This window comes from Halostella limicola (genome assembly GCF_003675875.1).
Classification (GTDB): Archaea; Halobacteriota; Halobacteria; order Halobacteriales; family Natronoarchaeaceae; genus Halostella; species Halostella limicola.
Map to the genome: position 1 here is coordinate 1 of NZ_RCDI01000009.1, position 22,748 is coordinate 22,748.

The window sequence follows — 22,748 nt, forward strand, 5'->3', positions numbered from 1 at the left end:
TCAGCGAGCTCACCGTCGTCGTTCTTTTCCGCTCTCGAAAGGTCTCGGTTGGACATGTACTGAAAACCTCCGTTAAATCTGGGTCGTCCGCTGCGTGTCGTCGATCGCCTCTGCCGCCCGCCCGACGTTGACTCGCACCGTCACGATCTGCGTCGCGGGCGCGTCCTCGCCCGGCGCGTAGACGAGCGCGCCGTCCGCGTTCACGAAGTACTGGCCGACTGCGTCTTCGGCCTCGTCGCGGTGCGGGATGCTCGTCCCGCCGATCTCCATGATCGCGTCGTTGCCGCCGTGGTCCCGTAGCGGGTCTACCACGACGGCCGAGCGCGACAGTTCGACCGTCTCGCCGACCGCGTACTCGCTGGCGGGCTGCTCGAGCTCGAACTCGTGTTCGTGCTCGAAGTCCGCGAACAGCGCTTTCGCCCACGCCGTCCGGGACGCATGGTCCTCGCTATGCAGCGAGACCGTGCCGACGGTGTCCGGCGGGATGACCACCGACCCACTGTCGGCGTGGAACTCGTCGAGACGGGCGCCGTCGACGGTGATGAACATCTCCTGTGTGATGGGGAGTACGTCCGTCACCACGTCGGCGATCTCCACCTTGACCCCGCCGTCGTTCTGAAACAGGTCGAACTCGGCCACGTCGAGAACGGGCGTGTTCTCGGCCCGTGCCGCGCCGCCGAGTGCGGCAGCGCCACCGAGCGCGGCGCCCATCCGGAGCACGTCGCGCCGGGAGATGGGTTCGTCGGCGTGCTCCAGATCCTCGCTGTCGAGATGCCGGGCGCTGCCGACGACGCCCGCGCCGAGTGCAAACGGCCAGAGGTTGTCGAAGTCGAACCAGCCGTCGCCCGTCAGCGGGAACGCCAGCCGTTCGAGGCCGATGGTGCCGCCCGGCGCGGGTTCGAGCGCGAGCGGGCCGAGGTAGAGTCGCCGGTCGGTCTGGCGGACCGGGCCGACGACGTCGAGTTGCACGTCCTCGCCCGCGACGCCGATGTCGCGGTCGCCCTCCAGGTGGAAGAGGGTGTTGCGGACGGTCTGGTAGCTACGGGTCATTGTGCGGTAGAACGGGGAAATCGGTCATCGAGTCGATGCGGTCGCGGTCGAAGATCGGGCGGCGGGTCCGGTGGTGGCCTCATAGATCCCTCGCTACGTCCCCGGCACCGCCGAGGTTGAGCGTCTGGTAGACGCCTTTCAGTTGCGCGTCGGTCGTATCCTCCGCCCACCACATTCCGCGTTCGCGTGCCGCCCACGGGTCTTCGACGGCGTCCTCAGAACTCTTCGCATACACGTCGTTCTCGTACCACGCTTTCCGCGCATCCAGCCACGACTCGACGCCGTCGAGGAACTCACTCGGGAGCGCGCCGTCGCCCTCGCTCTCTGGGTTGAAATGGTGGTGCGTCGGGTCGACCGCCAGATTCGCGTGCTGGCCGTCCGTAAGGTTCGCGTCGGCGGCGGCCAACTCGTCCGCGTAGTGGTGTCCGGACGAGAAGACCACCGAGTCGAGTGTGCCGTCTTTGACGAACGCGATGAACGGTTCATGGTCCTTGAGGTGCGCGTCCGCGGCGCCGAACCACGCCCCGTCGAGTCCCAGCCACTCCTGCCACGCTGAGGATTGGGCCGGGTACTTCATCCAGTAATAGTACGCGTCGGTCTCGTACTCGTCACTCTCGGCCCGCCAGCCGTAGATGTCCTGCATCTCCTGCCGCGTCGAGTAGGACGCGTGGAGCGCCGGCTGCCACTCTGCCAGTTCCGCCGGGTCGTCCGAGACGGTGTGAATGTGGCTGGGTCGCTCCGGCGGTTCGGCCGCCGCGGCCGTCGACGAGAGGCCGACGACGGCGGCGATACCCGCACCTGTCGCTCGGAGGAACTGGCGACGCGTACTCGTTGTCATGGTTCTAGAAGAGGTACCGTGTGGCGAGGCCACCCTGTGCGTTCGACAGCGCTCGAAACTCCGCGTCACGGGCCTGGGCATCGGCGTTCATCGCCTCGGCCTGCGTCTGGTCCGGTTCGGTCTCGTTGATCGCGGCGTCGACGTCGAGGAGCCCGTGTTTCATTTCAGCTTCGGCGATCTTCGGCGCCGGGCGCGCGTACGTGCGTAAACGGTCGTAGATGTCGGCCGGCGCGAGGCCACCCGTCGCGCCCTGGAGGAGCGCGGCCGCGGCGGCCACGTCCGGTGCGGCCATCGACGTCCCCGATTTGACCTTCTTGCCGTCGGGCGTCATCGCCTCTACTTCCATCCCGGGCGCGCCGATGTCAGGCCGGGTACCGCTCGTGTTCCCACCCGAGTCGTCAAGCGTTCCGGGGTCGGGGCCAGTGTTCGCAAAGTAGGCGACCTTCCGCTTGGTCTCGTCGACCGTCGCCGTCGTCGCCGTCACGCCCAGCGCGTCGTCGGCGTCGCTCGGTGAGGCGGTCCAAATAGTGCCGAAGCGGTCGTTGCCCACCGCGACGAACACCGGGATACCGGCCTCGACGACGGCCGCGACGGCGTCCGCGATCGCCTGGGAGAACAGCGGACTCCCGAGGCTCATGCAGACCGCGTCGGGCGTCACGTTGAGCGTCAGCAGGTACTCCAGCGCGCCGACAATGTCGTCGGTGCTTCCGCTTCCGTCATCGTCGAGCGCTCGGAGAGCGAGAATGTCGGCCGCGGGGAGGAACCCGTCGTACGTCGAGTCCGACGCATTCGCCGCCATCTGCGACGTGACGAACGTCCCGTGTCCTGCGCCGTCCGAGAGCACTGAGAGGCCGCCCTCTGCGACCGTCGTGTTGCTGATGTGGTCCTTGCTCTGGTCGAGGATGCGGGTGTTGCCGCTCCCGTCTTCGAACACGGCGCCAGCGTTCAGGCCGGAGTCGATGACGCCGATAGTCAGCGTGCTCGTGTCGACACCGTGGCCGGTGGCGTACGACGCCTCGCGGACCTGCTGCATCGGGGAGACTGTCGCGTCCTCGTTGAATGCGACGCCCGACGAGGACGGCACGCCGGCATCGAGTTGCCCGCTGGCCTTCGTCACTGTGCGCTGGGTGCGGGAGAGGCCGAAGTCCCACGCCGACGAGTCGTCGAGGGCGCCGAGCGGGTCCGGCAGTGACGCGACGATGTTGAGATCGACCATCGACACGTAGCTCTTGTGCGCGAGGCCGGAGCCAAACCGACCACCTGTCACGTGCGGGCGCGGGGCGACGACCGTCATCATGTCGAGCTGGGAGTGCTCGCTCAGGATGCGTCGGTCCTCGTTGTCGTCGACCCACGTTCGGACCGAGTCGGCGCTGTCCGCGTCGTGTTTGACGACCCACGACGGGATCCCGTCGTCGAACATCTTGAGTTCGTCCGGCGAGGTCGTCGCGAGCGTCGTGAGGGCGCTGCTCCCGAAGAGGTTGCCCCCAAGGAACGGCACGGCCGCGGCGGCCGGGACAGCCTGGAGGAAGTCCCGGCGCGTCGGGTCCGTCATGCTGCCACCCCCGTCGTCGGCGAGGTTGTGGCGACGGTGTTCTGCGGTTCGGCGGCCGGTGCCGTGAGGCCGGTCGTGACGACCTCGGTCGGCAGGCCACCGAAGAGGTCGAAGATGAAGTCGACGATCATGAACGGGTTGATGTCCGGGAGCGTGCGGTCCATCCAGTGACGGGCGCGGTCGTAGTAGCCGGGGTCGCGCGTGATCTCCACGACCGCGACGCCTTGCGCGTTCGTGCGCGTCTGGATGACGTGTTTGTTGTCGCCACGTTCGTCGACGGCACCATACTGGGTCGTTCCGTCGTGGGTGAACGCGTTGTCGTTGACCCAGAGCAAGGCCGAGTCCTCGAATGTCTCCGTGTGGATCTCGACGGCCATGTGCGACCGGACGGTCTCGCGGTCCTCACCGCGGAGGACGCGGACCTCTATCTCGTCGGTACCGCTCTGCATCACGCTCTGTGGTTCAACAACGACCTTCCCGGGTGCGTTTTCGCCGCCGGGGATGACGCCGGACACCGTGAGACGATCGCCGTTCTCCTCAACACGTGCGGAACGGAGACCTTCACCGGCGAGTGCGTGGGTGCCGCTCGGTCCGCGCCGGGCGCGGATGGTCGGCGGCTGGCTCGTCGAGGACTCCTCGGCACGGAGGCTGAAGGTTTCGACGAACGGGTCACCGCCCTGATTGCTATACTGTGCGCGCACGAAGTGCGAGCCCTGACTCTCAGGGGTGAAGCTCACGCGGCCGTTGTCGCGGATGGTCGCGTTGACTACCGTGCCGTCGGGTGCGTAGACGTCGACCGCCTCTATCTGCCCGTAGCCAGTGCCCGATTCGGCGCGGAGCTGGAACGTGACGCGCTCGTCGACGCCGGGCCGGAGCGTGTTCACGTCGATAGCGTTGAGGTTGGGCACGTCGCCGCTAAACTGCGGGTTGACGATGCGTGCCGTCTCCTCGCCGACACCGTCCTCGCTGGCGGCGCGAACACGAACGTTCGCGACCGCGGCGTCAGTGGTTTCGATGGGGAACTCGTTTATCTCGACGGACTGGGAGCCGACGAGGCCGCCGTCTGAGAGTTCCCAGTACTCGTCGGGCATCTGTTGGACCGTCCCGTTACTCCACACGATTTCGACGGCGACGTTCTCCTCGTCGACGCCGTCGGGGACCGGGAACGACCCGGAGATCGTCGAGAGCGACTCGTTGACCTCTTCGACGCTCGTCTCGGCGTCGCCCATATCGATGCGGTTGGCCTGGAACGACGCCGACTGCATCTTGTCGATCTGCGTGCGGAGTTCCTCATTGGAGAGTTCGCTCGGCTCCGGGACTTCCTCGTAGCCGGTCTCGTTGAGGTAGTACTCCAGTGCTGGCGGGTAGCCCTCGACGAGTGAGCGAGAGTTGTTGTAGAGGCTCACCAACTGCGCGCGCGTGACGTTTTCGAGGCGCTGCTCGTACTGGGCCTCCAGGTCCGCGATCGTCTCGTTGAGTCGGAGGTTTTGCGCCCACTCCAGTAGGTCGGCGTAACTACTCATGTTCAGGTTCGGCACTTCCGGCGACTTGATCGTCTTCACAGTCACGTTCTGCGCGGGCGGGTTCGCGCGGTCCGGTTCGGGGCTGGGCAAGATAAACGACCCGTTGTAGTCGCCCTCGGCCGCGTCGCGAAGCGTATCCATCGACACGTTCTCCGTGTTCTGAAGGACTTCGCCGTCGACGCGGTATGCCTGCATCTGGACCGTGACGACGTTGTCCGGGACATCAACCGAGAACGACCCATTTTCGTCGGTTGTCGTGGTACGCCGCACGACCTCGTCGTTGTTGACCATCGTCCGAACGCGGTCGGCGCGGTCGGTCAGTTGCTCGTGTTCGTCGCGGAGGTCCTGCTCGATGCGGTTTGCGAGCTCGTCAGCGTCGCCGTGGACGAACGTGTAGCCCTGTTCCGGGGCGCCCTCAGGATATACTCGGTAGACGCCCGACGGGAGTTGCGTGCGGACGCCGTGGTGTTCCTGTTGGTTTACTTGGTTGCCAGTTCTTGCGACAACCTCTGATTCGTAGGTCTGTCTGTTCGTCACTTCGCCAGACGGGCTCAGTTGCTCAACGACAATCGACTGTTGCTCAGGCGTGCCCGGGAACGAGTTAATGACCGGGTTCCCCACGAGCTCTCTGTCAGTCGCGTCCCAGACCGAGATGATTACCGGCTGTTCGGACGACGTTTGGAGTTTCGGGTCATCTATCTGGTCGGTGGTGAGTGCGTTCTGGAGGTCGTACTCTCGCCCCCAGTCGTCAGCTTCGTGGACGAGTAGGTAGGTACCCGACTGGTGTTCCTCAAGGTCGTACGACTCGTTCCACGAGTTCGGCAGTGGATTTTCGAGGTCGTCGAGGAGATCGTCGGCCTGTTGTTCGAGCGATTCGGCGTCGCTCGTGTTGAGCGCCGGTTCTGCGACGCCCCACACTTCGACGGTCGTGTTCGCCGGAACGGGGTCGCCGTTCTGGTCGATTACTTGACCCCCAATAGCGACACTAGTTGGGCCGGCATCACCGATATGTCCAAACGTAGCATCCTCAATTCTGGAACCCTCACTACTCGCCTCGCCCCCAGTATCAATAGAGTGGAAATATCCTTCACCATCACCCACCATCACGGACCCATCAACAACCGTTGGGTCACTCCTCATCAGTGTCGATGTTGTCGAGTACGTCCACGCTTGAGACCCGCTCGAATCGACTGCGTAGACATCCCCATCATTTGCTGCGAAATAGATATTATCACCAGCCACCGTCGGGCTAGTGAAAATGTTGTCAGTTGGGTTTGTAAACTCCCAATTGACGGAGCCAGTATCCTCGTCGAGCGCAGCTAATCGGGATGATGAGCCATTATACGTCGTTACGTAAACGGCGCCGTTATGCACGGTGGGAGCTGTTCTGACTTCGCCGAGGTCTGCTGTATTTGACCACACCACGGAACCATCGCTGGCATTGAGTGACGTCACTCCCTCACTCGTTGAGTCTGACGTGCTGTAAGAGCCAGCAAAGACAGTTCCATTAACGACAGTCAATTCCCGGGCTATTGGCCCGATGCTAGTTGACCATTCTTCACTGCCAGTCGCCGCATCAATACCATACACATTGCCGTCGCCAGTCCCTACGTAGATAGTGCCGTTTTGAACAGTCGGGTTATAGACCGTCCCCCCAGGCGTCGTGAATGCCCATTCTTGGTCTCCACTAGTAGCGTTTACTGCATATAGGGTCTGATCAGAGCTACCAGCATACACTGTTCCGTTATGGTAAACCGCCGAGCCACCGATTACATCTGACGGAGACGTGAACTCCCATTCTTCAACACCCGTATCTGCATTCAGGGCGAGCAACGAATCATTATGAGTTCCAACATAGACAGTTCCCCCAGCTACATGAGGGGTTGAAAACGACATATTACCAATAGAGTAAGTCCACTTCGTCGACCCATTTTCAGTGTATACGGCGTGGACAGTTCCATCAGAGAAACTATTGTCATTCACTGAGGTGAAATAGGCAACCCCATCCACGATCGTCGGAGCGGACCGTATTGATGCTGAGTCACCTGAGGATTGGGATGCATTATGTGTCCATTCTTCGTCCCCAGCAGCTACTACTGCTGTCGTATCTGTACTTGCTGTCGCGGGAAGGCTAACAAATGGACCGATGATGCTCCCCACGAGCAATACTGCCAACACTGCGGAACGGATTTGATTCTGGTTTTGTTTGGTCATCATAAATGATCTTTTGATTATTGGTTATCAGAGGTCGTTGCGTATCGGCGGAGTGTGTCGGCATCGCGCCTCGATAGAAGAACAGCTGAAAGAAGCCCAGTAATCACAGAGCCCGCAAGAAGTGTTTGCAAAACAGTGTCTACTGGGGCAGTAAATACAACTACTCCAGCCAGGTTCTCTTCGGTTGCATGGGGTGCGCCAGCCGCCTGATCAGGGACAACTTCTGCGTCACCTTTCGTGACGTATCCATCAGCCGTGTCTGCGAAAATTCGGTGTTGAATGTATTTACTCTCTGTTTTGAAAATGACTACATCACCGACATCCGGCTGAATATCCACATATACCGACGCTTGAGGTTCATCGTGTCCCATGCTCGGACCGGTCTGAGTCGTCACGCCCATCGGCAACGCCGTGCTCGGAGAGAGCGCGGCGATTAGGACTCCTCCGACGGCAGCGAACAGGAGTATGACTGCCACCAGCAGTTGCTGGGCGCGGGATGCGTCCTCAAACATCGGTTGAAAATCTCCGTTGTTACTCCGCGCTCAGGTAGACCCGTCTCAGGATCTCCGTGAGCACGTCCTGGTCGGACTGGTCTTGCTTGCTCTTCAATCGCTTCGCCACGTCGAACCACTCGTCGATTCGCTCACTCCGGAACGACTTCTCTTCCTTCGCGTTGTCGAGGACGATCCCGACAACCTCAAAGAACTTCTCAGGCTCCATGTCATCGAACGCGACCCCGCCAATGTAGCCGTGCTCGTCGTCGTATCGTTTTCGGTAGCGGTATTGACCGTACTCAAAGAGCCCGAAATCCCCGTCCTCGTAGAGTTTGCCGAGGTGAAGTTCAGGGTCAGTTAGTTCGACTTCGCAGCGTTCGTGGTGCATCGCCGTGGGATCATGGTCGACGATAAGTTCGGTTTCCTCTTCGTCGCGGAAGAGCCATGCCCAAAGCGGTGCATCGCCACGGTCTGGTGGAGCTCGTTTTGCCGTCTTCGAGTGTTTCGTTGTGACCTGCCTAAGGATCTGGTGAGCCTTCCACCGGGCGATCTCGTACGCGCTCGTACAGGGCTGAACCGACTGCGATTCGTCTCGCATTCCACGAACGAACTCGCGGATCTCCCGCTCGCTCATTGCGTCGGTGGGAACGTTCCACGTCGTATCCGCTTCGATTAGGCGCTCGCACTCGTCGGTAGTGAGCTCCGAGACCTCCTTGTCACGGAGGTCATCGACGGTAGACTCACCCCACCAGTTATCGCGGGCACCGAGGGCTTGATGGCTCTGACTCATGGTTTCGTTGGGGAGAGAAACAGCTACTGCCCATACAGCCGTGAGGCAGTTGGCCACCGTGAGGCGTTGCGCCCGTCGCGGGCGTATCCAGCATAAACGCAGCGCTGGGCCAACTCCGGCCAGGGATATGTAAACACACTAGAGCCAGTTAAGTAAAGGTTTCGGGTGCTAAGTACTCTCTAATACTGGAAACCAGTTGAATCAGTTTGAAGCAAGTTTGTAGTAGATTTGACTCTGTCTCGGGGGAAAGACCCACATTGATGGACACTGCGTTAGATGATACTCGCGCATGTCGACGGACCAGTCAGAAGGAGAAAAAGACCAGAAGAGTATCACGCTTGAGATGGAGACGATAGAGCAACTTCGAGAAGCACATCCCCACGCGCTTGACGACTCCGAACGTATCCGCCGGGCGATCGCGGACTCAATCGATCTACAGACTGCTAAGTCGTTCCAGATTACTCGCCGCGACGAATAGGAGCCCCCGGAGGCCGGTGCCCATCGGAACCCCGGGACAACAATCTGACCGACGATTTTCGAGACTATAAAGCCGCCGGTGGTGCTACCGCGGCGCCTTCCACTCCAGCACGTCGACTTTGGTGACCATCATCCAGGCCTGCTGGCCCGACAGCACGACGGCCAGCTCCGCTTCGGCGAGCGCGACGCCTTCGCCGTCGCGACGGTCGACCTCGAGCTCCGCCGGCGCGCAGTGCGGGCCGAACACCCGCTCGATGTCCCAGCCGCCGGTGCGCGTCCGCGCGATCACGGTGACCGGCGCGCCCTCGTGGAAGCGACCGTCGCACCCGACGCAGTGAACGGACTCGCCGACGTCGACGCGGGTGCCGGTCAAAGCTGTCGCCACGTCAACGCGAAACCGAGGAGTCATCGGAGCGCCTCCTCGGCCGCGAAGTCGGTCAGGTCGATAAGCCGGAGGTCGACCCAACCACGACGCTCGGCGACGTAGCGCGCCCACGTCGTGAGGTCCTCGACGTGGTGCTTGTACTCACGCGTGCCCGCGGGCGTGATGACCGTGACAGTGCGGGCGGCGCGGTCGTAGTGGTGGGAATCGCCGTCGGCGTCGACGCCGAGGAAGTTGTGCTTCGGTCCGCTGAGGATCCGAGAGCCGGTACCGTTTTGTGAGTCGTGGGTCGTACTCATTGTTGCTTCCGTGGGAAGCAGCGGGTCGGTGTCTGAAGCACCGGCCCGAGAGATTTTCCCGAGCATCCCCGCGCTTCCTACCAGATCCATGTATCGCCAGCCCCTTATAGCTAACGTATTGTAAGCTATAGTACGTTGCATACTCTCGTAAGCTATATATCCCAGTCGAAATACTGTTAGGACATGGCCGTTCATCAACCGGCAGTGACGCTCGAACCAGACCAACTCAACAAGACAGACCGTCGGCTTCTGGAACTCCTTCGCGAAGGCCGAGTGACGCCGCAGTACGTCGCGGGGGAGCTGGATATCTCGCGACCGTACGCGAGCGAGCGGTTGACCCGGTTCATGGAACACGAAGCCGTCGAGAAGATAGCGCCCGGGCTGTACGAGCTCGTCGACGACCCGGAGGAAGACGATGCAGAGTGAGCGTCGGGAGCGCTCGCCAGACGTCGAGTGTCGGGAAGACGCCCTCGCGAGCATCCGCGACGCGATCGCGTCGGTCCAAGATGTCCCGGCCGCCGCGCTCGACGAGGAGAAACACGCGATGCTCCGGTCGGCCGCGGAGGACCTCGGCAGCCTGGAGCGTGCGCTGACGAACGAGGTTTCGCAGAAGCGCAATACCAGTCCGGAACGCCCTCGATAGGCGCTTATCCGTGGTTCTCCTCGTACGTCTCCGCGTACGCCCTCCAGTTCTCGGTTAGCCGCTCGATCGCTTCCCCATAGCTCCAGTCGACATCCTTCTTGGGTTGATCCCGGCGGTGGAGCTGGTCGAAATGGGGCGAGTCGTGATCGGTATCCACACGAGCAATCTCGACGTTCTCCTCCGTGTCGGGATCCTCGTAGTAGACGTTCACGCAGAACTCGCCAGGATCGGGCTTATCGAAGTGGAATAAGTAGTATTCTCGGCCTCGATACGACGCCAACGCAAATGAATTCCCATTTGACATAGTTCGATCGTGTCCTCGGTGAGCGCCTGGTATTGCGCTTACCACGCATAGACCCTGCATCTTTTTAAATGTTGACCCCGTAAGTCAACACGCGCGGAGGGAACCTACCCTCACCAAATTCCCTCTGGGCCGTGAGACCACAACTATGGATCCCGAAATACAGCGACGGATGCAGTTCTCGCGCCGGCTTGAAGAGGGCGGCATCGACAATGCCCTCATCCTCCGGCGTGAGACCGCAGAGAGAGTGCTGACGGAGAAGCGTATGGAACTACTGGAGGCTATCGCCACCAGTTCAATCGAGTCGAAGCGGGACCTCGCGCGGACGGTCGATCGTGACATCAGTATCGTCAGTCGGGACCTCGACGTCCTGTTCGAGGCTTCCGTCATCGAATACGAGGAGGGCGGTGGCCGGCAGCGGCCGGTGCTAAAGCACGCGAACGTCCTCGTTGAGCCTGTCGTATTCGAGGGCGAAGTCGCGGGGAGTGGCGAATCCGAACCTACGGAAGAAGCCGTCGCTCCGTAACGACTTTCAGATTTACTTTCGGGGCTGCTTCCAAGAGACGGGAGTGCCGACTCTGTCGGTCCGAAAATCGGACACCGAGAAAAACCGCGGTGCTGGTTAGAAGTACGCGCCGCAGGACGGACAGGACACGCCGTCGCGGAAGTGAGCGATCCAGCGGCCGCCCTTGAACCCGAAGTACGCGCCGAGGACTCCGAGCGGTAGGGTGGCCGCGATCCCGGCACCCATTGTCGCGAGGCCCACCATTCCTCCGACAATGAACCCGAAGAATAGCGAGGCTAGCGCGGCGAGGGCTAATGCAAAGATTAGGCTATTTTCCGGACCGTCCGGGCTCACTACTTCATTGCATGATTCGCATTTCACGTCGTAATCGGTGAGATCCATACAGGTCCGACCGTCTCATGCCATCCTTATTATACTAGGCTTCTGACGCTTTTTGAACGAACTCCTCAGGAGAACAGTCGGTGTATTTGCCTTCGTACTGCCCGTGGCAGCTCGGGCAGAGTGTGATGAGATTTGAGAGATCGTTCATGTCACGCCATTCCGAATCGTCGAAGCGAGAACGCGGAGTGATGTGATGGACCGATGGTTCCCGGCCGAGTTCCGTCTCATGTGAACCACAAATTCGGCAGGTTCTAGAATCGCGTTCGAGGCACTTTCGCCGTTGTCGTGACCAGTTCGGTCCATAGCCTTTCGCAGAGTAGGGTGAATCCAGGCCGACGGACTTGTAGACTGATGCTACCAAAAGCTTGGTCAAAGTATGCGTCATATCACGGCGCTAGCGCACTGCTCCGATATAATACTGATTACGAACTAAGAATGTCTTCTATCTCGTCAATTTCGTCATTAGTGAGTTCGCCCTGGAGGCGGCGATCGCCCTTCTCCGTGATCTGGTAGAGGCTTGCTTGCTCATCCGCATACTCGACGAGACCCGCGTCGTGGAGCTTCCGAATCCGCTTGCGGACGGTATCGGCCTTGTAATCGATGTTGGCAGCGATGACTTTGGGCGTCGACACTAACGGTTCCTCCGACCCGTTATTCAAGAACTCAAGAATATGGTCGGCGGAGCCGCTCATGCCGGCCACCCTCTGTCGTCGCATTTCGTCCGTAGTTCGGACATTGGTGTGTTAACTGTCGTGGTGTGATTTTATCAATCCTTAGGGTCGCGGTACGCCACCCACAGTACCATTGATTGGAGTACGTTCGTGAGTAGCATTGATTGTAGTCCCCGAATGAATTGATTAACTTCCGTTTTCTAGCGGTTGCCAATCATTAGTACTATGGATTAGAGTTAAGTAGGTGCGTTGATACATGGGTTACATAGATGCCACTCGTCGTGAATCCCGTCCGGAAAACGAATGCCGGACCGCGGGTCCAGCGCGGTCGCGGCGTGTGGCGTCTATGCACCAAAAAGCACCGTTAACGCCATGATGTACTCCCACACCCATCGGAATAAAGCTACTCCCCAGATGACTAGGGGTGTCGCTGACCGACAGGTGTGGATGCGTGGCGTTTTCGGAAACTCTTCGGAATCGCAAATTCCGGGTGGTAAGCAGTCCTTACTCCACGAAACCGACGAATGCTCCGAACTCCGGAAACTCCGGAAAGACCCCCATTCGATTAAAGTAGCACCGTATCGTCACGTCAAGTACGGAAACGCTCGCGAGCGGTTCCCGAGGATTGACGTCGCGCTGTATAGGCAGCGCGGAACAAGCTCGATCAACGCAACCCAGCGAAGTCCCATGAATGAGAACATCAGCGATTGAATGGACGCGGGCGTCGCAAGACGCCCGTCTGACGAATGTTCATCCGCTTGCTAGAACCTTTATTACCCGTTGGTTCGATTACCAGCGGTGTAAGGAGAAGTCACTAACCACGCGAGAAACCGAGGATGGTAGGACACTCTCGGTTTCTCTCCGGAGCGAATTAAGCGTTTCCCCGCAGAGCGGCATCTCTGCGCACGGAAACGCCGGGCCGGACGCTGTCCTCGCGCAGCGGCGACTTCGCGAGTCCAAACAGTCGTCAATCCACGCATGAGTCAGGAAGACAGCAACACCCGAGACGAGGAAGAGATCCAGACGCTCCGTGCGCGTGTCAGGAAAGTCGAGGACTACTCGAAGGAGTACCTCAAGTCCCGCGTCGACACGCTCGAAGACGAGAACCAGATGCTTCGGAAAGAGCTTGAGCATCTGCGCGCCGAGCTCGAGGAGACGAAGCAGGAGATCGAGGCGTTCACTGGCCCCAGCGGCGGCCGGTCGCCCCCGGAGAAACGGGCGGCCGACCTGAAGCACGCACTCATCCGCGCTGCGGAAGAGGCGAGCAACGCGTCCGTGAACAAGGCCGGTGCGAAGAAGCACTACCGTGACGCCTGGGAGTCACTGGCCGAAGCGGGCCACACGGACCTCAACAAACCCGACGTCTACGACGCCATGGAGGACGCCGCAGAAGCCGAGGGGTTCTTCCTTGGACAGAAGTCGTGTGACGGTCGGAAGATCAAGGCGGTCGGCGTGAAACTCGACGAGTTACCGGCCCACGAACGCGGTAGAGATTCTACTACTGACGGAGAGGAGGCGAACCTCCAGAACCCCCAAACTTCCGCCGTGACTGAACCCGAAACCAACTAACCCACAATATCACACCATGCCCCCCACTGTAAGCAACACTCCACTACTCGCAAGTACAGATTTAGAAAGCGTGCTCAGCGTGCTGTGTAGCGGCTCTACCCGGCGGTTGGGTAGTAGTAGAAAGTCTACTGGCGTCTCGGGAGGTGGCGAGTGATGGCGGCCTCTCTGGAGGACCTCGACTACCAGGAGCAGGACTACGTGGACGAGTTTACCGCGTTCATCCGCGACTACTACGACAACCGCGATGGGTCCGGGGAGAACCGTCTCGGCGAGCTCGTCGAGAAGTACCCCAGCGAGAAGTCGTCGCTCCACATCGAGTGGATGGACCTCTACCGCTACGACAGCGAGATGGCGATAGATGTCCTCGACGACCCCGAGACCCTCGACTACGCGGAGATCGCGCTCCGCAACTACGACCTTCCGGTCGACATCGAACTCAACGCGGACGTGCGTATAGATGGTCTCGACCGCGTCCCCGACAGCGTTCAGTGCGACGTGGGGGACCAGATCCACCGTGAAGGGAAGTTCGCCGCGATCGAGGGCCAAGTGAACCGTGTCGGTTCCAAGGTCGGCTTCATCGAGGAAGCGGCGTTCGAGTGCCAGCGCTGCGGGACGATGACGCGCATCCCGCAGTCTCTCGGCGACTTTCAGGAACCGTACGAGTGCAAGGGCTGCGAACGAGAGGGTCCGTTCCAACTCAACTGGGACCAGTCCCACACGACTCACGCCCAGCGCGCCCGTCTCCAGCTCCCGCCGGAGAAGACGGCCGGCGGCCAGACCTCTTCAGAGATAGAGATCTGGCTGAAGGGCGACCTCGTGAACCGCTACACCGAGGACCAGTACCGGATCACTCCTGGCGACCGCGTCTCGGCGATGTGTCACCTGGAGAAGTACGTTCCCGACGACGCCGATGACGGTACGTACGACGTCCGCGCGAAGGCGAACAACATCCAGAAGCAGGAAACCGACCTTGAAGATCTCGACATCACCGACGAAGACCTCGAACGCATCAGGGAGATCGCGAACAACAACCCGCACCAGACGCTCGTCAACTCGTTCAAACCGTCTCACCACGGCGACGAGTCGGTGAAGGAAGCGCTCGTGCTCCAGTTGTTCGGCGGTGTCGAGAAGCACACACCGGACGGCGCCCGCATCCGTTCGGAACCGCACATCCTCGTCGTCGGTGACCCTGCGATGGGGAAGTCCGACCTCCTTCAGTACGCGACGAAGATCGTTCCCCGCTCCGTCTACACTGTCGGGAACAGTTCGACGGGCGCGGGCCTCACGTGCGCGGCCGTGCAGGACGACTTCGGCGATGGCGGCTGGACGCTCGAAGGCGGCGCGCTCGTGAAGGCCAACGGCGGCCTCTGCGCGATCGACGAGTTCGACAAGATGGATGAATCGGACCGTACGGGGATGAACGAGGCCATGTCGAACGGCCAAATTTCGCCTTCGAAGGCGGACATCTCGAACGTCCAACTTCCGGCGAAGACGACTGTCCTCGCAGCGGCGAACCCCGACTACGGTCGCTTCGACCCGTACGAGTCAATCGGCGAGCAGATCGACCTCGACCCGACGCTCATCTCTCGATTCGACCTCATCCTGACGATGCAGGACAAGCCCGACCGGGACGAGGACGAGGAGCTGGCCGAGAGCGTTCTCAGTCTTAACCAGGACTCCATCGACATCAAACGAGATGACAAGCCGGCGGGGGACACCGACATCGATCCGGAAGTCCCGCCCGAACTGATGCGCAAGTACATCGCGTACGCGCGTCAGGAGATCGAACCGCGCATCAGCGATGCCGCCAAGGAGCGAATCAAGGAGTTCTACGTGCCGCTTCGCGAGAAGGGCATGGACGAGGACAAGCCTATCCCCGTGACGGCGCGGAAGCTCTTCGCGATCGTCCGTCTTGCCGAGGCCAGCGCGAAGATGCGTCTCTCCGATACGGTCACCGTCGACGACGCCGAGCGCGTTATCGGCGTCGTCCGTGACTCGCTCAAGGACGTGGGCGTCGACCCCGAAACCGGCGAGTTCGACGCCGACGTGGTCGAAACTGGATCCTCGAAATCCCAGAGCGACCGCGTCAAAACTGTCGATAAGGTCATAGACATGCTAGAGGAAGAGAACGATAAGGGCGCCCCTGTCGACGAAGTCATTAAAATCTGCGTTGAGAAGGGATTCACGGAACACCGGGTCAAAAAGACGATCGAAAACCGCAAGCAGGAGGGAGAATATTACCACCCCCGTGATGGATATCTGCGACTAACTTAGTCGACGAGCTTCCAGACGTTCATATTCCCCATATCGACTTTCTCAACCACGTCGGCCTCTTCGAGTTCCTTCAGACGACGATCGGCGAGGCTCTGGGAACACCCGACGCGTTCCCAGATGGCCTTCGTCGCGGGCACGTCGAGCTCGCGAATCGCGTCGAGGAACTCCTCGTCAGAGTACTTCTGGGCAAACCGGTTGTTGTCGGCCCGTGGTTGACGATCCGGTGAAGACACATGCTGACTAATGCGCCCGCTGGTAATAATACCAACGGGATTGTTCAACCCCCGTTGGTTTCTTTACCAACGGGAAGTACTAAGTACCCGGACACATAACGTAGTGAGTAAGAGCGCCCGACGGACGGCTGTATAGGCAGTCTGCGTCAGAAGGCATCGGTGTATAGGCACCGATGCGAGTGGCGCTCGAAAAAGCTCGCAACCCAGCGAAGCCCCAAGCGCCATGAAAGCCTACACGACACCCAGTAAAAAATCCGACGGTAGTACCGCAAACCTTTCAAGTAGCTGCGATACCTGCGGCGCCGACGCCCGCAGGTTCGGCCGCAACGGCCGGATCGACGTCGAGTGCCCCAACTGCGGCGTCATCGACACGACCGCCGACAAGCAGATCGTCGCGGACGGCGGCGTTCCGCAGTCGGTCTCCATCCTCGAACACATCCGCGACACGGGGGGCCGCTCCGACACGCTCCAGCGCTTCGCCGCGGGCGAGCTCGTCCGCGACGAACTGACCACGCGAGACGTGACGCGCCCGGTCGAACTCGCGATGGGCGACCTCTGCATCACCGTCGAGTACCCCGGAAAGACGGAGTACGTCTGGCCGACTGAAGTCGGCTGGGTCGCTCACACCGTCCACCACGATCGCCAGACCGACTGGGGGCCGATTCCGCTGTCGCTCGACGAGGTCGAACGCCGCGTTCACTCACTCGGCCACACGCTGACGATTCGGGCCACGTCGACGGTCTCCTTCGACCGCCCCGACGCCGCACTCTCCCAGGGGGTGCGTGCCTGATGCCCCAGTGCGAGAACTGCGACGGCTACGTCACGGAGCGGTTCGTCCGCGTCTTCGGCGACAACGAGGGCCGCGTGTTCGGCTGTCTCGACTGCATCGGCGCGACGGCCGTGAAGAACGGCGCGGCACTGCCGTTCCGCGACGCCCGCACGCACCTCGGGGGTGCGGACTGATGGCGACCACCCAGACGACCGACCTCGTCGTCCGCGGCGACCGGACGTTCCGGAACGCCCGCCGCGTCCATCGCGACGCGATCGACGTCGGCGAGTACGAGAACACCGCCAGCGACGAGGAGCGCTTCTACCTCGTCGAACTCCACGAGACGGACGTTCAGCAGCGCCACGCCGACTGGGAGACCGAGTACGTCGCGATCTACGCCAGCGCCGACGGCGGCCGCGCCGTCCGCGAACACGTCGCGCCCGAGGACCCGCTCCCGCACGCGATCGCCGTGCCCGTCGGCGAGGGCACCGTGCTCGACGCGCAGACGACGCGACGCTACCACGGCATCGTCGCGACCGCGCACGAAAACGACGGCTGGCGAGTCCGGGAGACCATCACCAACCTCGTCCGGGAGGTCCTCCGATGACGACGCCGGGCCAAATCGCCTTCGCGTCGGCGCTGGCGGTTGGTTCTATCGCCTTCGCGGGCGTGACCATCTGGAGTACGCGGACGATCGGCGCGACGATGACGCTGTCAGTGGTGACGGTCGCCGCGATGATCGTGCAGTTCGTCGTCGCGAGCGCCGCCGACGAGGTGACTCAGGCGTGACCGAGGAGAACCTGGAGCGCTGCCCGCAGTGCAACCGGATCGTCAACGTCACGGTCACGACGACCTGCCCGCAGTGCGGCACCGAGGTGAGTGTCCGATGAGCACTACGCAGCAGACACTCGCGACGTTCGGCCCGGAGACCGACGACGCGGCCGAACTCATCGACATCCCGGACGCGGTCGCCGAGTGGGCCGCGAACTACGCGGACCCGGAGAACCCTTGCGGCAAGTGCGGCTACGACGTGCCGCCGTCGCGACTCGGGAGCCACCTCGGCGACTGCCCCGGATGGACCTGGGAGGGCTACGACGCATGAGCTCGCACTCCCGCTCTGTCAACTCGGAAACCCGCGAACGCGTCACGGTCCGCATCTCCAAGGAGCGTCTCGACGCGCTCGACGAGCTGGTCGAGGCGGGCGTCTACCCGAACCGGAGCGAGGCGTCCGCGCCGGCGTCGCCGAGGTGGTCGACGATGCTTGAGGTCGTCGCGTTCGGCGTGCTGGCGATGCTCAACGGCCCGGCCGCGCTCGGGGTGCTGCTGGTCCTCGCCATCGGCATCGGCGCGATCTTCGCGCTGCTGGGCGTGCTCGTGTTTGTCCGGTCGCTGTCACGAGCGTAAACAAGTCGATAGAGGTGCGGTCTGGCCCGTCGCACGGTGCTTCGCGGGGTTCGAACCCCCGGACGGGTCGTTGACGCGAGGTCGGCGTTCGGTACACCGGCACGGCGAAAACGCCCTCTGCCGAAGAACTCCCGCCTCCGCGTCTGTGTCCTCGGCGCGGTTCAAGTCCGCGCGAGGTCGCCTGCGACGACTGTCCGAGAACCACCGGATCAACAATATGACAACGAAAATCGCACCACACGGACCGAGCGGATTCGACCACGTTGACGTACTCGAACAGGCTGAAGAAAATGACGAACTCTACGTTGAGTTCGACTTCCCCGACGAAGACGGCATTTACGGCGTCGAGGCGACTGTCGAGAACGTCGACGAATCGACCGACGAAGACGAACAGACCCGCGAGATAAAGATCAGCCTCAACGCGAACCACACGCGGTTCCACCAGCTGATCCTCTGGGTTCACTCCTCGACGTTCGGTTCGCGCAACCACATCATCGACAAGATCGACGTAATGGAGAACGGCGACCCCGACTGGGAGACGCGCGAGCTTGGCGACTTCCACACCGCTGAAATCGAACGGACGAACGAGGACTCTGATGTGACCGAGAACAGCACGGAGGAAGACGAATGAGTTGGCAGGTCCGCGTCACGCTGAAAGGGATCGACTGCTACAGTGTCACGGCCAACTCCCGGCCGGAGGCAGACGCGCTAAAAGCACAACTGGAGAGTTCAGAAGACGTCTCCAGCGCCGAGGTGGTCCGTGCATGAGCGTTCAAAGCCTCCCCAGCGACTGGCCGGAGATGTTCGACCTCGACGGCCCCAGTTGCGAGCACACGTACCACTGGGACCCCGCGGTCCAGTGCTACTACTGCATCTGGTGCGAGCACGAGCTTGAGGAGCCGCCGGAGAACCAGGGCGTGTCTGTTACCGACGGAGGGAGCGACGCATGAGTGGTACTGAGCGTCTACCTCCGTACGCGGAGCCCATCGACAAGGACGATGAGTGTCGATGGGTCCGCTGCACCGTCTGCGGCAACGAGGCTCCGAACCTCTCGTTGTTAGAGCACGACTGCATCTACTCGAACGACCTCGTTGCCGATGGTGGAACAGAGATCACCAGTACTGAGCAGAGCGGTGTGGAGGCCTACGAGGAGAAGATGGACGAACTCTGGGAAGGGCTGCTCCAAGCGTACACTGCTGGATACAAGAAGGCCATGCGCGACTTCGAGGTGACGGACGAGATAGAGAAGTACGAAGACTCAGAGTTCATCAAAGACTCGCACTACCACTACTGGGACGGTCGTACACTGCCGCTTGAATTCTGGCTTCGAGAACAGTTCGATGTCAACGACGGGGGTGAACCATGAGCGCGGATACGCTTCCCAGCAACTGGCCCGAGATTTTCGACCTCGAAGGCCCCAGTTGCGAGCACACGTACCACTGGGACCCCGCGATTCAGTGCTACTACTGCATCTGGTGTGAGCACGAGCTCGAGGAGCCGCCGGAGAACCAGGGCGTGTCTGTTATCGATGGAGGGAGCGACGCATGACCGATACAGAACGTTTCGAGCTTCAACTGTGGGACCTGGCCCCGGAACGGTGGCTGACGCCGGAAAACCGGGCATCCCACCGGGTAACCGATGCGAAAATCGTCGGCGACCCTGGCAACGAGGAACTCGTTGTCGAAGTCGAGCGGTATCGGGAGGAAGAGGCTCCTAAGAACGCTGGGTTAGAAGAATGAACGCGAACGAACCTCAACACGACGAGTACCGCTTTGTCACCGCCTGTAAGGAGTGCGGGGTAACCGACGATCAATGGCGGACCGCGGAGGAAGTGAGCTCGGAGATCCCCACCGACCCCGAGAAGACGCCCGCGTATCAGCACTACGACCGCACGGGGCACACTGTCGTCGAAGTCAACTACACGATCGCACCCTACGACGTTCAGAAGATGCTCGACGACGGCAGCAAAGAGGCGCTCGACTTCGAGCGTATCGCCGAAGCCGTGTCCGGGAACGACGGGGACGAAGAATGAACGCCGACTGGCCCGATGCCATGCACGGCTACGAAAAGACGGACAACCACATCCCCGGCGTTACCTACACCGACCCGATGACGGTCGAGGAGTCCAACACGCCCCGGCGCGCGATCGCCGTCAGAGCCCGCCGCGGCGAGTCGGGCTTTCGAGTCGGGTGCAGGGACGAGGTGTCCGACGACATTCGCGTCGTCGTCGCGGAGACCGCCGACGAAGCGAAGGAGGCGATCACGGACTGGATGAACGAACACCCCTGCGGACAGCAGACAATAGCTGGTTTCGCATGAGTCCGAGTCAGGAAGACCCCGACGAACTCGAGGAAGACCTAACCGACAGTGTTCGTAATGACCTCAAGGACAAGGAGCCCTCGGATGAGAAGAAGAAGGAGTTACTCGAGGAACACCGGCACCACCTCGTCCGAAAGACGACCTCTCAACTGTCGATGGAACCCGACGTAATGCAGGGCGTGGAGGCGGTAGCAACCGCGGAGGTGCCGGATATGTTCTGCTTCACGTGTAACGAGTGGGTAGGGCTCTCCGGCGTCGATCTACGTGGTAAGCCGCGGTCCAAAGCCGATGCGTATTATCTCGGCGGACCGCCGCAGGATATACTCGAGGAAAAGAACACGGTCCGCGAGCAGATCGGGGAGCTGGCCGAGCGGATCTATACTCGAGTAGACCGCGTCGACGATGCCGACGAGGCGTTCGAGTTCGTCGCCGACGAGATAGAACAGATCCGGGATGATCTCGAGGAAACTGGGGAGGCGACTTCGACATGACTGGCCCCACCAAGGAATCGGACCTATGAACATAGTTCACGGCGACGCTTTCGAGCAGCTCGCCGATCTCCCCGACGACCATGCGCACGCGGCCGTCGTTGACTACCCGTGGGAGTTTGAGATTCAGACCGGAGAAGGAAAGTCGGAGATTCGCAACCGGGAAGGTCGCGGCCTCAAGTCAGGGTGTCGAGAACCGGACCACGATAACCGAATGTTCGACATGGCGACCGACGAGCGGTTCCCCGAACTACTCGCCGAACTTGCCCGTGTACTGGTCGACGGGGCGTGGTTGATTTGCATGGCCGACGACCGCTTTCAGGGTGTGGTGCGAGATGCTATGAAGGACTCCGACGACTGGGTCTTTCGGCGCAACTGGGCGTGGACACCCGAGAATATGGGAATGGGTTGCTACGGCCGTGTCAACCACTACCCGATGCCAGTTGCGACTCTCGGTGAGACGGACCGCTACGTACAGGACCGTGGAACGTTATTCTGCGTTCCGAACGGCCGTGACGTTGATTACCCGACGGGGAAACCCGCAGACCTGTACCGACGAGTTCTCGCCCCGCCCGTGATCGAGGACGGCGAGCGACTTCTTGAACCGTTTTGTGGGTCGGCTCCCGGCGCGGCCGTCGCCGCCGAGCGCAACCTCGACTATTGGGGTTGCGACGTCGACGTCGACGCACTCGAACGGGCACGGACCCACCAACAGCAGGATCGACTACCGAACTACGCAGAAGGCGACTAAAGAAAGGCATGACACGTGAATTTCGATACAACCCCGTTTGGTGCAACGACTGTGAGGAGCTGGTAGCATTGACTCACGAGACAGACGACGTACAACCGAGACGTTTCGAGTGCAACTGTACTGCGCGCTCGCCAGCATCGGCCTTCCCTAACTCTTGGAGTAGCCGCGAACGGCAGTGAGATAGACATGAACCAGAACACACGACAACACGACCTAAGCGGAGTTCGACCCTCACCGGGACCGTTCACCTACCCGATGGAGGAGATGCACCGGGAGCGCGTTCGCCAGCTCTGGCACGCACGCTTCGGCGGCGAAGACGAGTTCACCGAGGGGTGGATTAACGACGCGCTCGACGACGATCGTCCCGAAATGTGCTACGTCGCCGCGGACGGCGGCAACGTAGTCGGCTTCGGCCTCGCGACGGTGTGTTACCCCGACTACGCCGAGGACTACATCGGCCTCGACGTGCCGGAGTTCGACCCGTGGGACCCGACCGGTATCCTCCACATGTCCGCTGTCGAGAAGTCGCGGACCGGTGAAGGGATCGGGACGGACCTGATGGACAGCCGACTTCAGTATCTCCAGATACAGGACTGCGGCGGCGTCATGGGGATCGCGTGGCACCGGGACGATGCTCCCGACAGTCGGGCGCTGTTCGAGAAGTTCGGTTTCGACCAACTCGCGACGTTCAAGAACTACTACTCCCGTACGCACGGGCGGCCGAACTGTCCGGCCTGTACCGGCGAGTGCGAGTGTACGGCGAGCGTGTACGCGCGGGAACTCTGATTAGAGTGAGATAG

At 61.4% G+C, this 22,748-nt stretch carries 36 protein-coding genes and 1 pseudogene; 23 read left to right on the plus strand and 14 right to left on the minus strand.

Annotated features, from left to right (window positions below):
* Positions 1-72: 72 nt before the first annotated feature.
* The 7 genes and pseudogenes from D8670_RS20190 to D8670_RS20210 form a co-directional block, all read right to left on the minus strand.
* Complete coding sequence (locus tag D8670_RS20190; protein ID WP_121819923.1) at positions 73-1,050, minus strand: twin-arginine translocation signal domain-containing protein; 978 nt, start codon at positions 1,048-1,050, stop codon at positions 73-75.
* Positions 1,051-1,129: 79 nt separating this feature from the next.
* Complete coding sequence (locus D8670_RS20195; RefSeq protein ID WP_121819924.1) at positions 1,130-1,888, minus strand: hypothetical protein; 759 nt, start codon at positions 1,886-1,888, stop codon at positions 1,130-1,132.
* 4 nt (positions 1,889-1,892) lie between these two features.
* Complete coding sequence (locus tag D8670_RS20200; RefSeq protein ID WP_121819925.1) at positions 1,893-3,440, minus strand: S8/S53 family peptidase; 1,548 nt, start codon at positions 3,438-3,440, stop codon at positions 1,893-1,895.
* Complete coding sequence (locus D8670_RS20205) at positions 3,437-6,418, minus strand: outer membrane protein assembly factor BamB family protein (protein WP_375137289.1); 2,982 nt, start codon at positions 6,416-6,418, stop codon at positions 3,437-3,439. Before D8670_RS20205 ends, D8670_RS20200 begins: the two co-directional genes overlap by 4 nt.
* A 105-nt stretch (positions 6,419-6,523) precedes the next feature.
* A pseudogene (locus D8670_RS21890) lies at positions 6,524-7,180 on the minus strand (outer membrane protein assembly factor BamB family protein); the annotation flags it as partial.
* A 14-nt stretch (positions 7,181-7,194) separates the two neighbouring features.
* Positions 7,195-7,689, minus strand: a complete 495-nt coding sequence (locus D8670_RS21220) for a S24/S26 family peptidase (RefSeq protein ID WP_162994392.1) — start codon at positions 7,687-7,689, stop codon at positions 7,195-7,197.
* Positions 7,690-7,708: 19 nt separating this feature from the next.
* Positions 7,709-8,461 carry a hypothetical protein gene (locus tag D8670_RS20210; RefSeq protein WP_121819927.1) on the minus strand — a complete coding sequence of 251 codons (753 nt, stop codon included), beginning with the start codon at positions 8,459-8,461 and terminating at the stop codon, positions 7,709-7,711.
* 289 nt (positions 8,462-8,750) lie between these two features.
* Here D8670_RS20210 and D8670_RS20215 point away from each other — a divergent pair, with 289 nt between their 5' ends.
* On the plus strand, positions 8,751-8,939 hold the full coding sequence (locus D8670_RS20215; protein WP_121819928.1) for a hypothetical protein: 189 nt from the start codon (positions 8,751-8,753) through the stop codon (positions 8,937-8,939).
* Positions 8,940-9,023: 84 nt separating this feature from the next.
* Here D8670_RS20215 and D8670_RS20220 read toward each other — a convergent pair whose 3' ends face one another.
* On the minus strand, positions 9,024-9,323 hold the full coding sequence (locus D8670_RS20220) for a DUF8112 family protein (protein WP_162994390.1): 300 nt from the start codon (positions 9,321-9,323) through the stop codon (positions 9,024-9,026).
* Positions 9,324-9,343: 20 nt separating this feature from the next.
* A complete protein-coding gene (locus tag D8670_RS20225; RefSeq protein ID WP_121819930.1) occupies positions 9,344-9,619 on the minus strand; it encodes a hypothetical protein in 276 nt (91 codons plus the stop codon).
* A 183-nt stretch (positions 9,620-9,802) separates the two neighbouring features.
* On the opposite strand from D8670_RS20225, the gene D8670_RS20230 reads away from it, so the two are divergent.
* Positions 9,803-10,045 carry a winged helix-turn-helix transcriptional regulator gene (locus D8670_RS20230; RefSeq protein ID WP_121819931.1) on the plus strand — a complete coding sequence of 81 codons (243 nt, stop codon included), beginning with the start codon at positions 9,803-9,805 and terminating at the stop codon, positions 10,043-10,045.
* The gene (locus D8670_RS20235; RefSeq protein WP_121819932.1) at positions 10,035-10,262 is read left to right on the plus strand and encodes a hypothetical protein; all 228 of its coding nucleotides are present in this window, start codon (positions 10,035-10,037) and stop codon (positions 10,260-10,262) included. Before D8670_RS20230 ends, D8670_RS20235 begins: the two co-directional genes overlap by 11 nt.
* A 4-nt stretch (positions 10,263-10,266) precedes the next feature.
* Here the strand turns inward: D8670_RS20235 and D8670_RS21945 are convergent, their stop codons facing one another.
* Positions 10,267-10,626 carry a DUF7718 family protein gene (locus tag D8670_RS21945; RefSeq protein WP_449272256.1) on the minus strand — a complete coding sequence of 120 codons (360 nt, stop codon included), beginning with the start codon at positions 10,624-10,626 and terminating at the stop codon, positions 10,267-10,269.
* Positions 10,627-10,711: 85 nt separating this feature from the next.
* Between D8670_RS21945 and D8670_RS20245 the strand changes: the two genes are divergently transcribed.
* Positions 10,712-11,089 carry an HVO_A0114 family putative DNA-binding protein gene (locus D8670_RS20245; RefSeq protein ID WP_233752293.1) on the plus strand — a complete coding sequence of 126 codons (378 nt, stop codon included), beginning with the start codon at positions 10,712-10,714 and terminating at the stop codon, positions 11,087-11,089.
* Positions 11,090-11,185: 96 nt separating this feature from the next.
* On the opposite strand, the gene D8670_RS20250 is transcribed toward D8670_RS20245, so the two are convergent.
* The 3 genes from D8670_RS20250 to D8670_RS20260 are packed head-to-tail and all read right to left on the minus strand — an operon-like array spanning position 11,186 to position 12,162.
* Positions 11,186-11,470 (minus strand): hypothetical protein, encoded by a 285-nt coding sequence (locus D8670_RS20250; protein ID WP_121819934.1) that lies wholly within the window; start codon positions 11,468-11,470, stop codon positions 11,186-11,188.
* Positions 11,471-11,504: 34 nt separating this feature from the next.
* Complete coding sequence (locus tag D8670_RS21895) at positions 11,505-11,855, minus strand: HNH endonuclease (protein WP_121819935.1); 351 nt, start codon at positions 11,853-11,855, stop codon at positions 11,505-11,507.
* A gap of 37 nt (positions 11,856-11,892) precedes the next feature.
* Complete coding sequence (locus tag D8670_RS20260; protein WP_121819984.1) at positions 11,893-12,162, minus strand: helix-turn-helix transcriptional regulator; 270 nt, start codon at positions 12,160-12,162, stop codon at positions 11,893-11,895.
* Between the two features lie 957 nt (positions 12,163-13,119).
* On the opposite strand from D8670_RS20260, the gene D8670_RS20265 reads away from it, so the two are divergent.
* Positions 13,120-13,710 (plus strand): 26S proteasome regulatory subunit family protein, encoded by a 591-nt coding sequence (locus tag D8670_RS20265; RefSeq protein ID WP_121819936.1) that lies wholly within the window; start codon positions 13,120-13,122, stop codon positions 13,708-13,710.
* 153 nt (positions 13,711-13,863) lie between these two features.
* Positions 13,864-15,984 carry a minichromosome maintenance protein MCM gene (locus tag D8670_RS20270; protein WP_121819937.1) on the plus strand — a complete coding sequence of 707 codons (2,121 nt, stop codon included), beginning with the start codon at positions 13,864-13,866 and terminating at the stop codon, positions 15,982-15,984.
* Here D8670_RS20270 and D8670_RS20275 read toward each other — a convergent pair.
* A complete protein-coding gene (locus tag D8670_RS20275) occupies positions 15,981-16,217 on the minus strand; it encodes a helix-turn-helix domain-containing protein (protein ID WP_121819938.1) in 237 nt (78 codons plus the stop codon). The two genes, D8670_RS20270 and D8670_RS20275, sit on opposite strands and share 4 nt — an antisense overlap.
* A 223-nt stretch (positions 16,218-16,440) precedes the next feature.
* Between D8670_RS20275 and D8670_RS20280 the strand changes: the two genes are divergently transcribed.
* The 17 genes from D8670_RS20280 to D8670_RS20350 all read left to right on the plus strand — a co-directional run bounded on the left by D8670_RS20280 (position 16,441) and on the right by D8670_RS20350 (position 22,734).
* Entirely contained in the window at positions 16,441-17,007 is a 567-nt protein-coding gene (locus D8670_RS20280; RefSeq protein ID WP_121819939.1) for a hypothetical protein, read from the plus strand.
* Complete coding sequence (locus tag D8670_RS21225) at positions 17,007-17,180, plus strand: DUF7563 family protein (protein WP_162994393.1); 174 nt, start codon at positions 17,007-17,009, stop codon at positions 17,178-17,180. The genes D8670_RS20280 and D8670_RS21225 overlap by 1 nt, the downstream gene beginning before the upstream one ends.
* A complete protein-coding gene (locus D8670_RS20285) occupies positions 17,180-17,593 on the plus strand; it encodes a hypothetical protein (protein ID WP_121819940.1) in 414 nt (137 codons plus the stop codon). Before D8670_RS21225 ends, D8670_RS20285 begins: the two co-directional genes overlap by 1 nt.
* Positions 17,590-17,775 carry a hypothetical protein gene (locus D8670_RS20290; RefSeq protein ID WP_121819941.1) on the plus strand — a complete coding sequence of 62 codons (186 nt, stop codon included), beginning with the start codon at positions 17,590-17,592 and terminating at the stop codon, positions 17,773-17,775. Before D8670_RS20285 ends, D8670_RS20290 begins: the two co-directional genes overlap by 4 nt.
* Positions 17,776-17,872: 97 nt before the next feature.
* Positions 17,873-18,088: a hypothetical protein gene (locus tag D8670_RS20295; RefSeq protein WP_121819942.1), complete on the plus strand. Its 216-nt coding sequence runs from the start codon at positions 17,873-17,875 to the stop codon at positions 18,086-18,088.
* Positions 18,085-18,390, plus strand: coding sequence for a ribbon-helix-helix domain-containing protein (locus D8670_RS21595; protein WP_233752294.1), 306 nt, complete (start codon positions 18,085-18,087; stop codon positions 18,388-18,390). The genes D8670_RS20295 and D8670_RS21595 overlap by 4 nt, the downstream gene beginning before the upstream one ends.
* Positions 18,391-18,607: 217 nt before the next feature.
* Positions 18,608-19,021 (plus strand): hypothetical protein, encoded by a 414-nt coding sequence (locus D8670_RS20305; RefSeq protein ID WP_121819943.1) that lies wholly within the window; start codon positions 18,608-18,610, stop codon positions 19,019-19,021.
* On the plus strand, positions 19,018-19,158 hold the full coding sequence (locus D8670_RS21235; RefSeq protein WP_162994395.1) for a hypothetical protein: 141 nt from the start codon (positions 19,018-19,020) through the stop codon (positions 19,156-19,158). Before D8670_RS20305 ends, D8670_RS21235 begins: the two co-directional genes overlap by 4 nt.
* Entirely contained in the window at positions 19,155-19,340 is a 186-nt protein-coding gene (locus D8670_RS20310; RefSeq protein WP_121819944.1) for a hypothetical protein, read from the plus strand. Before D8670_RS21235 ends, D8670_RS20310 begins: the two co-directional genes overlap by 4 nt.
* Positions 19,337-19,756 carry a hypothetical protein gene (locus D8670_RS20315; protein WP_121819945.1) on the plus strand — a complete coding sequence of 140 codons (420 nt, stop codon included), beginning with the start codon at positions 19,337-19,339 and terminating at the stop codon, positions 19,754-19,756. Before D8670_RS20310 ends, D8670_RS20315 begins: the two co-directional genes overlap by 4 nt.
* Positions 19,753-19,938 carry a hypothetical protein gene (locus D8670_RS20320; RefSeq protein WP_121819946.1) on the plus strand — a complete coding sequence of 62 codons (186 nt, stop codon included), beginning with the start codon at positions 19,753-19,755 and terminating at the stop codon, positions 19,936-19,938. Before D8670_RS20315 ends, D8670_RS20320 begins: the two co-directional genes overlap by 4 nt.
* Entirely contained in the window at positions 19,935-20,129 is a 195-nt protein-coding gene (locus D8670_RS20325; RefSeq protein WP_121819947.1) for a hypothetical protein, read from the plus strand. Before D8670_RS20320 ends, D8670_RS20325 begins: the two co-directional genes overlap by 4 nt.
* Positions 20,126-20,422, plus strand: a complete 297-nt coding sequence (locus D8670_RS20330) for a hypothetical protein (RefSeq protein WP_121819948.1) — start codon at positions 20,126-20,128, stop codon at positions 20,420-20,422. Before D8670_RS20325 ends, D8670_RS20330 begins: the two co-directional genes overlap by 4 nt.
* Positions 20,419-20,709, plus strand: a complete 291-nt coding sequence (locus D8670_RS20335; RefSeq protein WP_121819949.1) for a hypothetical protein — start codon at positions 20,419-20,421, stop codon at positions 20,707-20,709. Before D8670_RS20330 ends, D8670_RS20335 begins: the two co-directional genes overlap by 4 nt.
* Positions 20,706-21,200, plus strand: a complete 495-nt coding sequence (locus tag D8670_RS20340; protein ID WP_121819950.1) for a hypothetical protein — start codon at positions 20,706-20,708, stop codon at positions 21,198-21,200. Before D8670_RS20335 ends, D8670_RS20340 begins: the two co-directional genes overlap by 4 nt.
* A 25-nt stretch (positions 21,201-21,225) precedes the next feature.
* On the plus strand, positions 21,226-21,948 hold the full coding sequence (locus tag D8670_RS20345; RefSeq protein WP_121819951.1) for a hypothetical protein: 723 nt from the start codon (positions 21,226-21,228) through the stop codon (positions 21,946-21,948).
* A gap of 255 nt (positions 21,949-22,203) precedes the next feature.
* Complete coding sequence (locus D8670_RS20350; RefSeq protein WP_162994396.1) at positions 22,204-22,734, plus strand: GNAT family N-acetyltransferase; 531 nt, start codon at positions 22,204-22,206, stop codon at positions 22,732-22,734.
* The last annotated feature ends 14 nt before the right edge of the window (positions 22,735-22,748 follow it).

Excerpts from the sequence above, each read along its gene's own strand:
- D8670_RS20190 (WP_121819923.1), bottom strand. The coding sequence starts at position 1,050 with ATGACCCGTAGCTACCAGACCGTCCGCAACACCCTCTTCCACCTGGAG.
- D8670_RS20195 (WP_121819924.1), bottom strand. The coding sequence starts at position 1,888 with ATGACAACGAGTACGCGTCGCCAGTTCCTCCGAGCGACAGGTGCGGGT.
- D8670_RS20200 (WP_121819925.1), bottom strand. The coding sequence starts at position 3,440 with ATGACGGACCCGACGCGCCGGGACTTCCTCCAGGCTGTCCCGGCCGCC.
- D8670_RS21220 (WP_162994392.1), bottom strand. The coding sequence starts at position 7,689 with ATGTTTGAGGACGCATCCCGCGCCCAGCAACTGCTGGTGGCAGTCATA.
- D8670_RS20210 (WP_121819927.1), bottom strand. The coding sequence starts at position 8,461 with ATGAGTCAGAGCCATCAAGCCCTCGGTGCCCGCGATAACTGGTGGGGT.
- D8670_RS20215 (WP_121819928.1), top strand. The coding sequence starts at position 8,751 with ATGTCGACGGACCAGTCAGAAGGAGAAAAAGACCAGAAGAGTATCACG.
- D8670_RS20225 (WP_121819930.1), bottom strand. The coding sequence starts at position 9,619 with ATGAGTACGACCCACGACTCACAAAACGGTACCGGCTCTCGGATCCTC.
- D8670_RS20230 (WP_121819931.1), top strand. The coding sequence starts at position 9,803 with ATGGCCGTTCATCAACCGGCAGTGACGCTCGAACCAGACCAACTCAAC.
- D8670_RS20235 (WP_121819932.1), top strand. The coding sequence starts at position 10,035 with ATGCAGAGTGAGCGTCGGGAGCGCTCGCCAGACGTCGAGTGTCGGGAA.
- D8670_RS21945 (WP_449272256.1), bottom strand. The coding sequence starts at position 10,626 with ATGCAGGGTCTATGCGTGGTAAGCGCAATACCAGGCGCTCACCGAGGA.
- D8670_RS20245 (WP_233752293.1), top strand. The coding sequence starts at position 10,712 with ATGGATCCCGAAATACAGCGACGGATGCAGTTCTCGCGCCGGCTTGAA.
- D8670_RS20250 (WP_121819934.1), bottom strand. The coding sequence starts at position 11,470 with ATGGATCTCACCGATTACGACGTGAAATGCGAATCATGCAATGAAGTA.
- D8670_RS21895 (WP_121819935.1), bottom strand. The coding sequence starts at position 11,855 with ATGACGCATACTTTGACCAAGCTTTTGGTAGCATCAGTCTACAAGTCC.
- D8670_RS20260 (WP_121819984.1), bottom strand. The coding sequence starts at position 12,162 with ATGAGCGGCTCCGCCGACCATATTCTTGAGTTCTTGAATAACGGGTCG.
- D8670_RS20265 (WP_121819936.1), top strand. The coding sequence starts at position 13,120 with ATGAGTCAGGAAGACAGCAACACCCGAGACGAGGAAGAGATCCAGACG.
- D8670_RS20270 (WP_121819937.1), top strand. The coding sequence starts at position 13,864 with ATGGCGGCCTCTCTGGAGGACCTCGACTACCAGGAGCAGGACTACGTG.
- D8670_RS20280 (WP_121819939.1), top strand. The coding sequence starts at position 16,441 with ATGAAAGCCTACACGACACCCAGTAAAAAATCCGACGGTAGTACCGCA.
- D8670_RS21225 (WP_162994393.1), top strand. The coding sequence starts at position 17,007 with ATGCCCCAGTGCGAGAACTGCGACGGCTACGTCACGGAGCGGTTCGTC.
- D8670_RS20285 (WP_121819940.1), top strand. The coding sequence starts at position 17,180 with ATGGCGACCACCCAGACGACCGACCTCGTCGTCCGCGGCGACCGGACG.
- D8670_RS20290 (WP_121819941.1), top strand. The coding sequence starts at position 17,590 with ATGACGACGCCGGGCCAAATCGCCTTCGCGTCGGCGCTGGCGGTTGGT.
- D8670_RS20295 (WP_121819942.1), top strand. The coding sequence starts at position 17,873 with ATGAGCACTACGCAGCAGACACTCGCGACGTTCGGCCCGGAGACCGAC.
- D8670_RS21595 (WP_233752294.1), top strand. The coding sequence starts at position 18,085 with ATGAGCTCGCACTCCCGCTCTGTCAACTCGGAAACCCGCGAACGCGTC.
- D8670_RS20305 (WP_121819943.1), top strand. The coding sequence starts at position 18,608 with ATGACAACGAAAATCGCACCACACGGACCGAGCGGATTCGACCACGTT.
- D8670_RS21235 (WP_162994395.1), top strand. The coding sequence starts at position 19,018 with ATGAGTTGGCAGGTCCGCGTCACGCTGAAAGGGATCGACTGCTACAGT.
- D8670_RS20310 (WP_121819944.1), top strand. The coding sequence starts at position 19,155 with ATGAGCGTTCAAAGCCTCCCCAGCGACTGGCCGGAGATGTTCGACCTC.
- D8670_RS20315 (WP_121819945.1), top strand. The coding sequence starts at position 19,337 with ATGAGTGGTACTGAGCGTCTACCTCCGTACGCGGAGCCCATCGACAAG.
- D8670_RS20320 (WP_121819946.1), top strand. The coding sequence starts at position 19,753 with ATGAGCGCGGATACGCTTCCCAGCAACTGGCCCGAGATTTTCGACCTC.
- D8670_RS20325 (WP_121819947.1), top strand. The coding sequence starts at position 19,935 with ATGACCGATACAGAACGTTTCGAGCTTCAACTGTGGGACCTGGCCCCG.
- D8670_RS20330 (WP_121819948.1), top strand. The coding sequence starts at position 20,126 with ATGAACGCGAACGAACCTCAACACGACGAGTACCGCTTTGTCACCGCC.
- D8670_RS20335 (WP_121819949.1), top strand. The coding sequence starts at position 20,419 with ATGAACGCCGACTGGCCCGATGCCATGCACGGCTACGAAAAGACGGAC.
- D8670_RS20340 (WP_121819950.1), top strand. The coding sequence starts at position 20,706 with ATGAGTCCGAGTCAGGAAGACCCCGACGAACTCGAGGAAGACCTAACC.
- D8670_RS20345 (WP_121819951.1), top strand. The coding sequence starts at position 21,226 with ATGAACATAGTTCACGGCGACGCTTTCGAGCAGCTCGCCGATCTCCCC.
- D8670_RS20350 (WP_162994396.1), top strand. The coding sequence starts at position 22,204 with ATGGAGGAGATGCACCGGGAGCGCGTTCGCCAGCTCTGGCACGCACGC.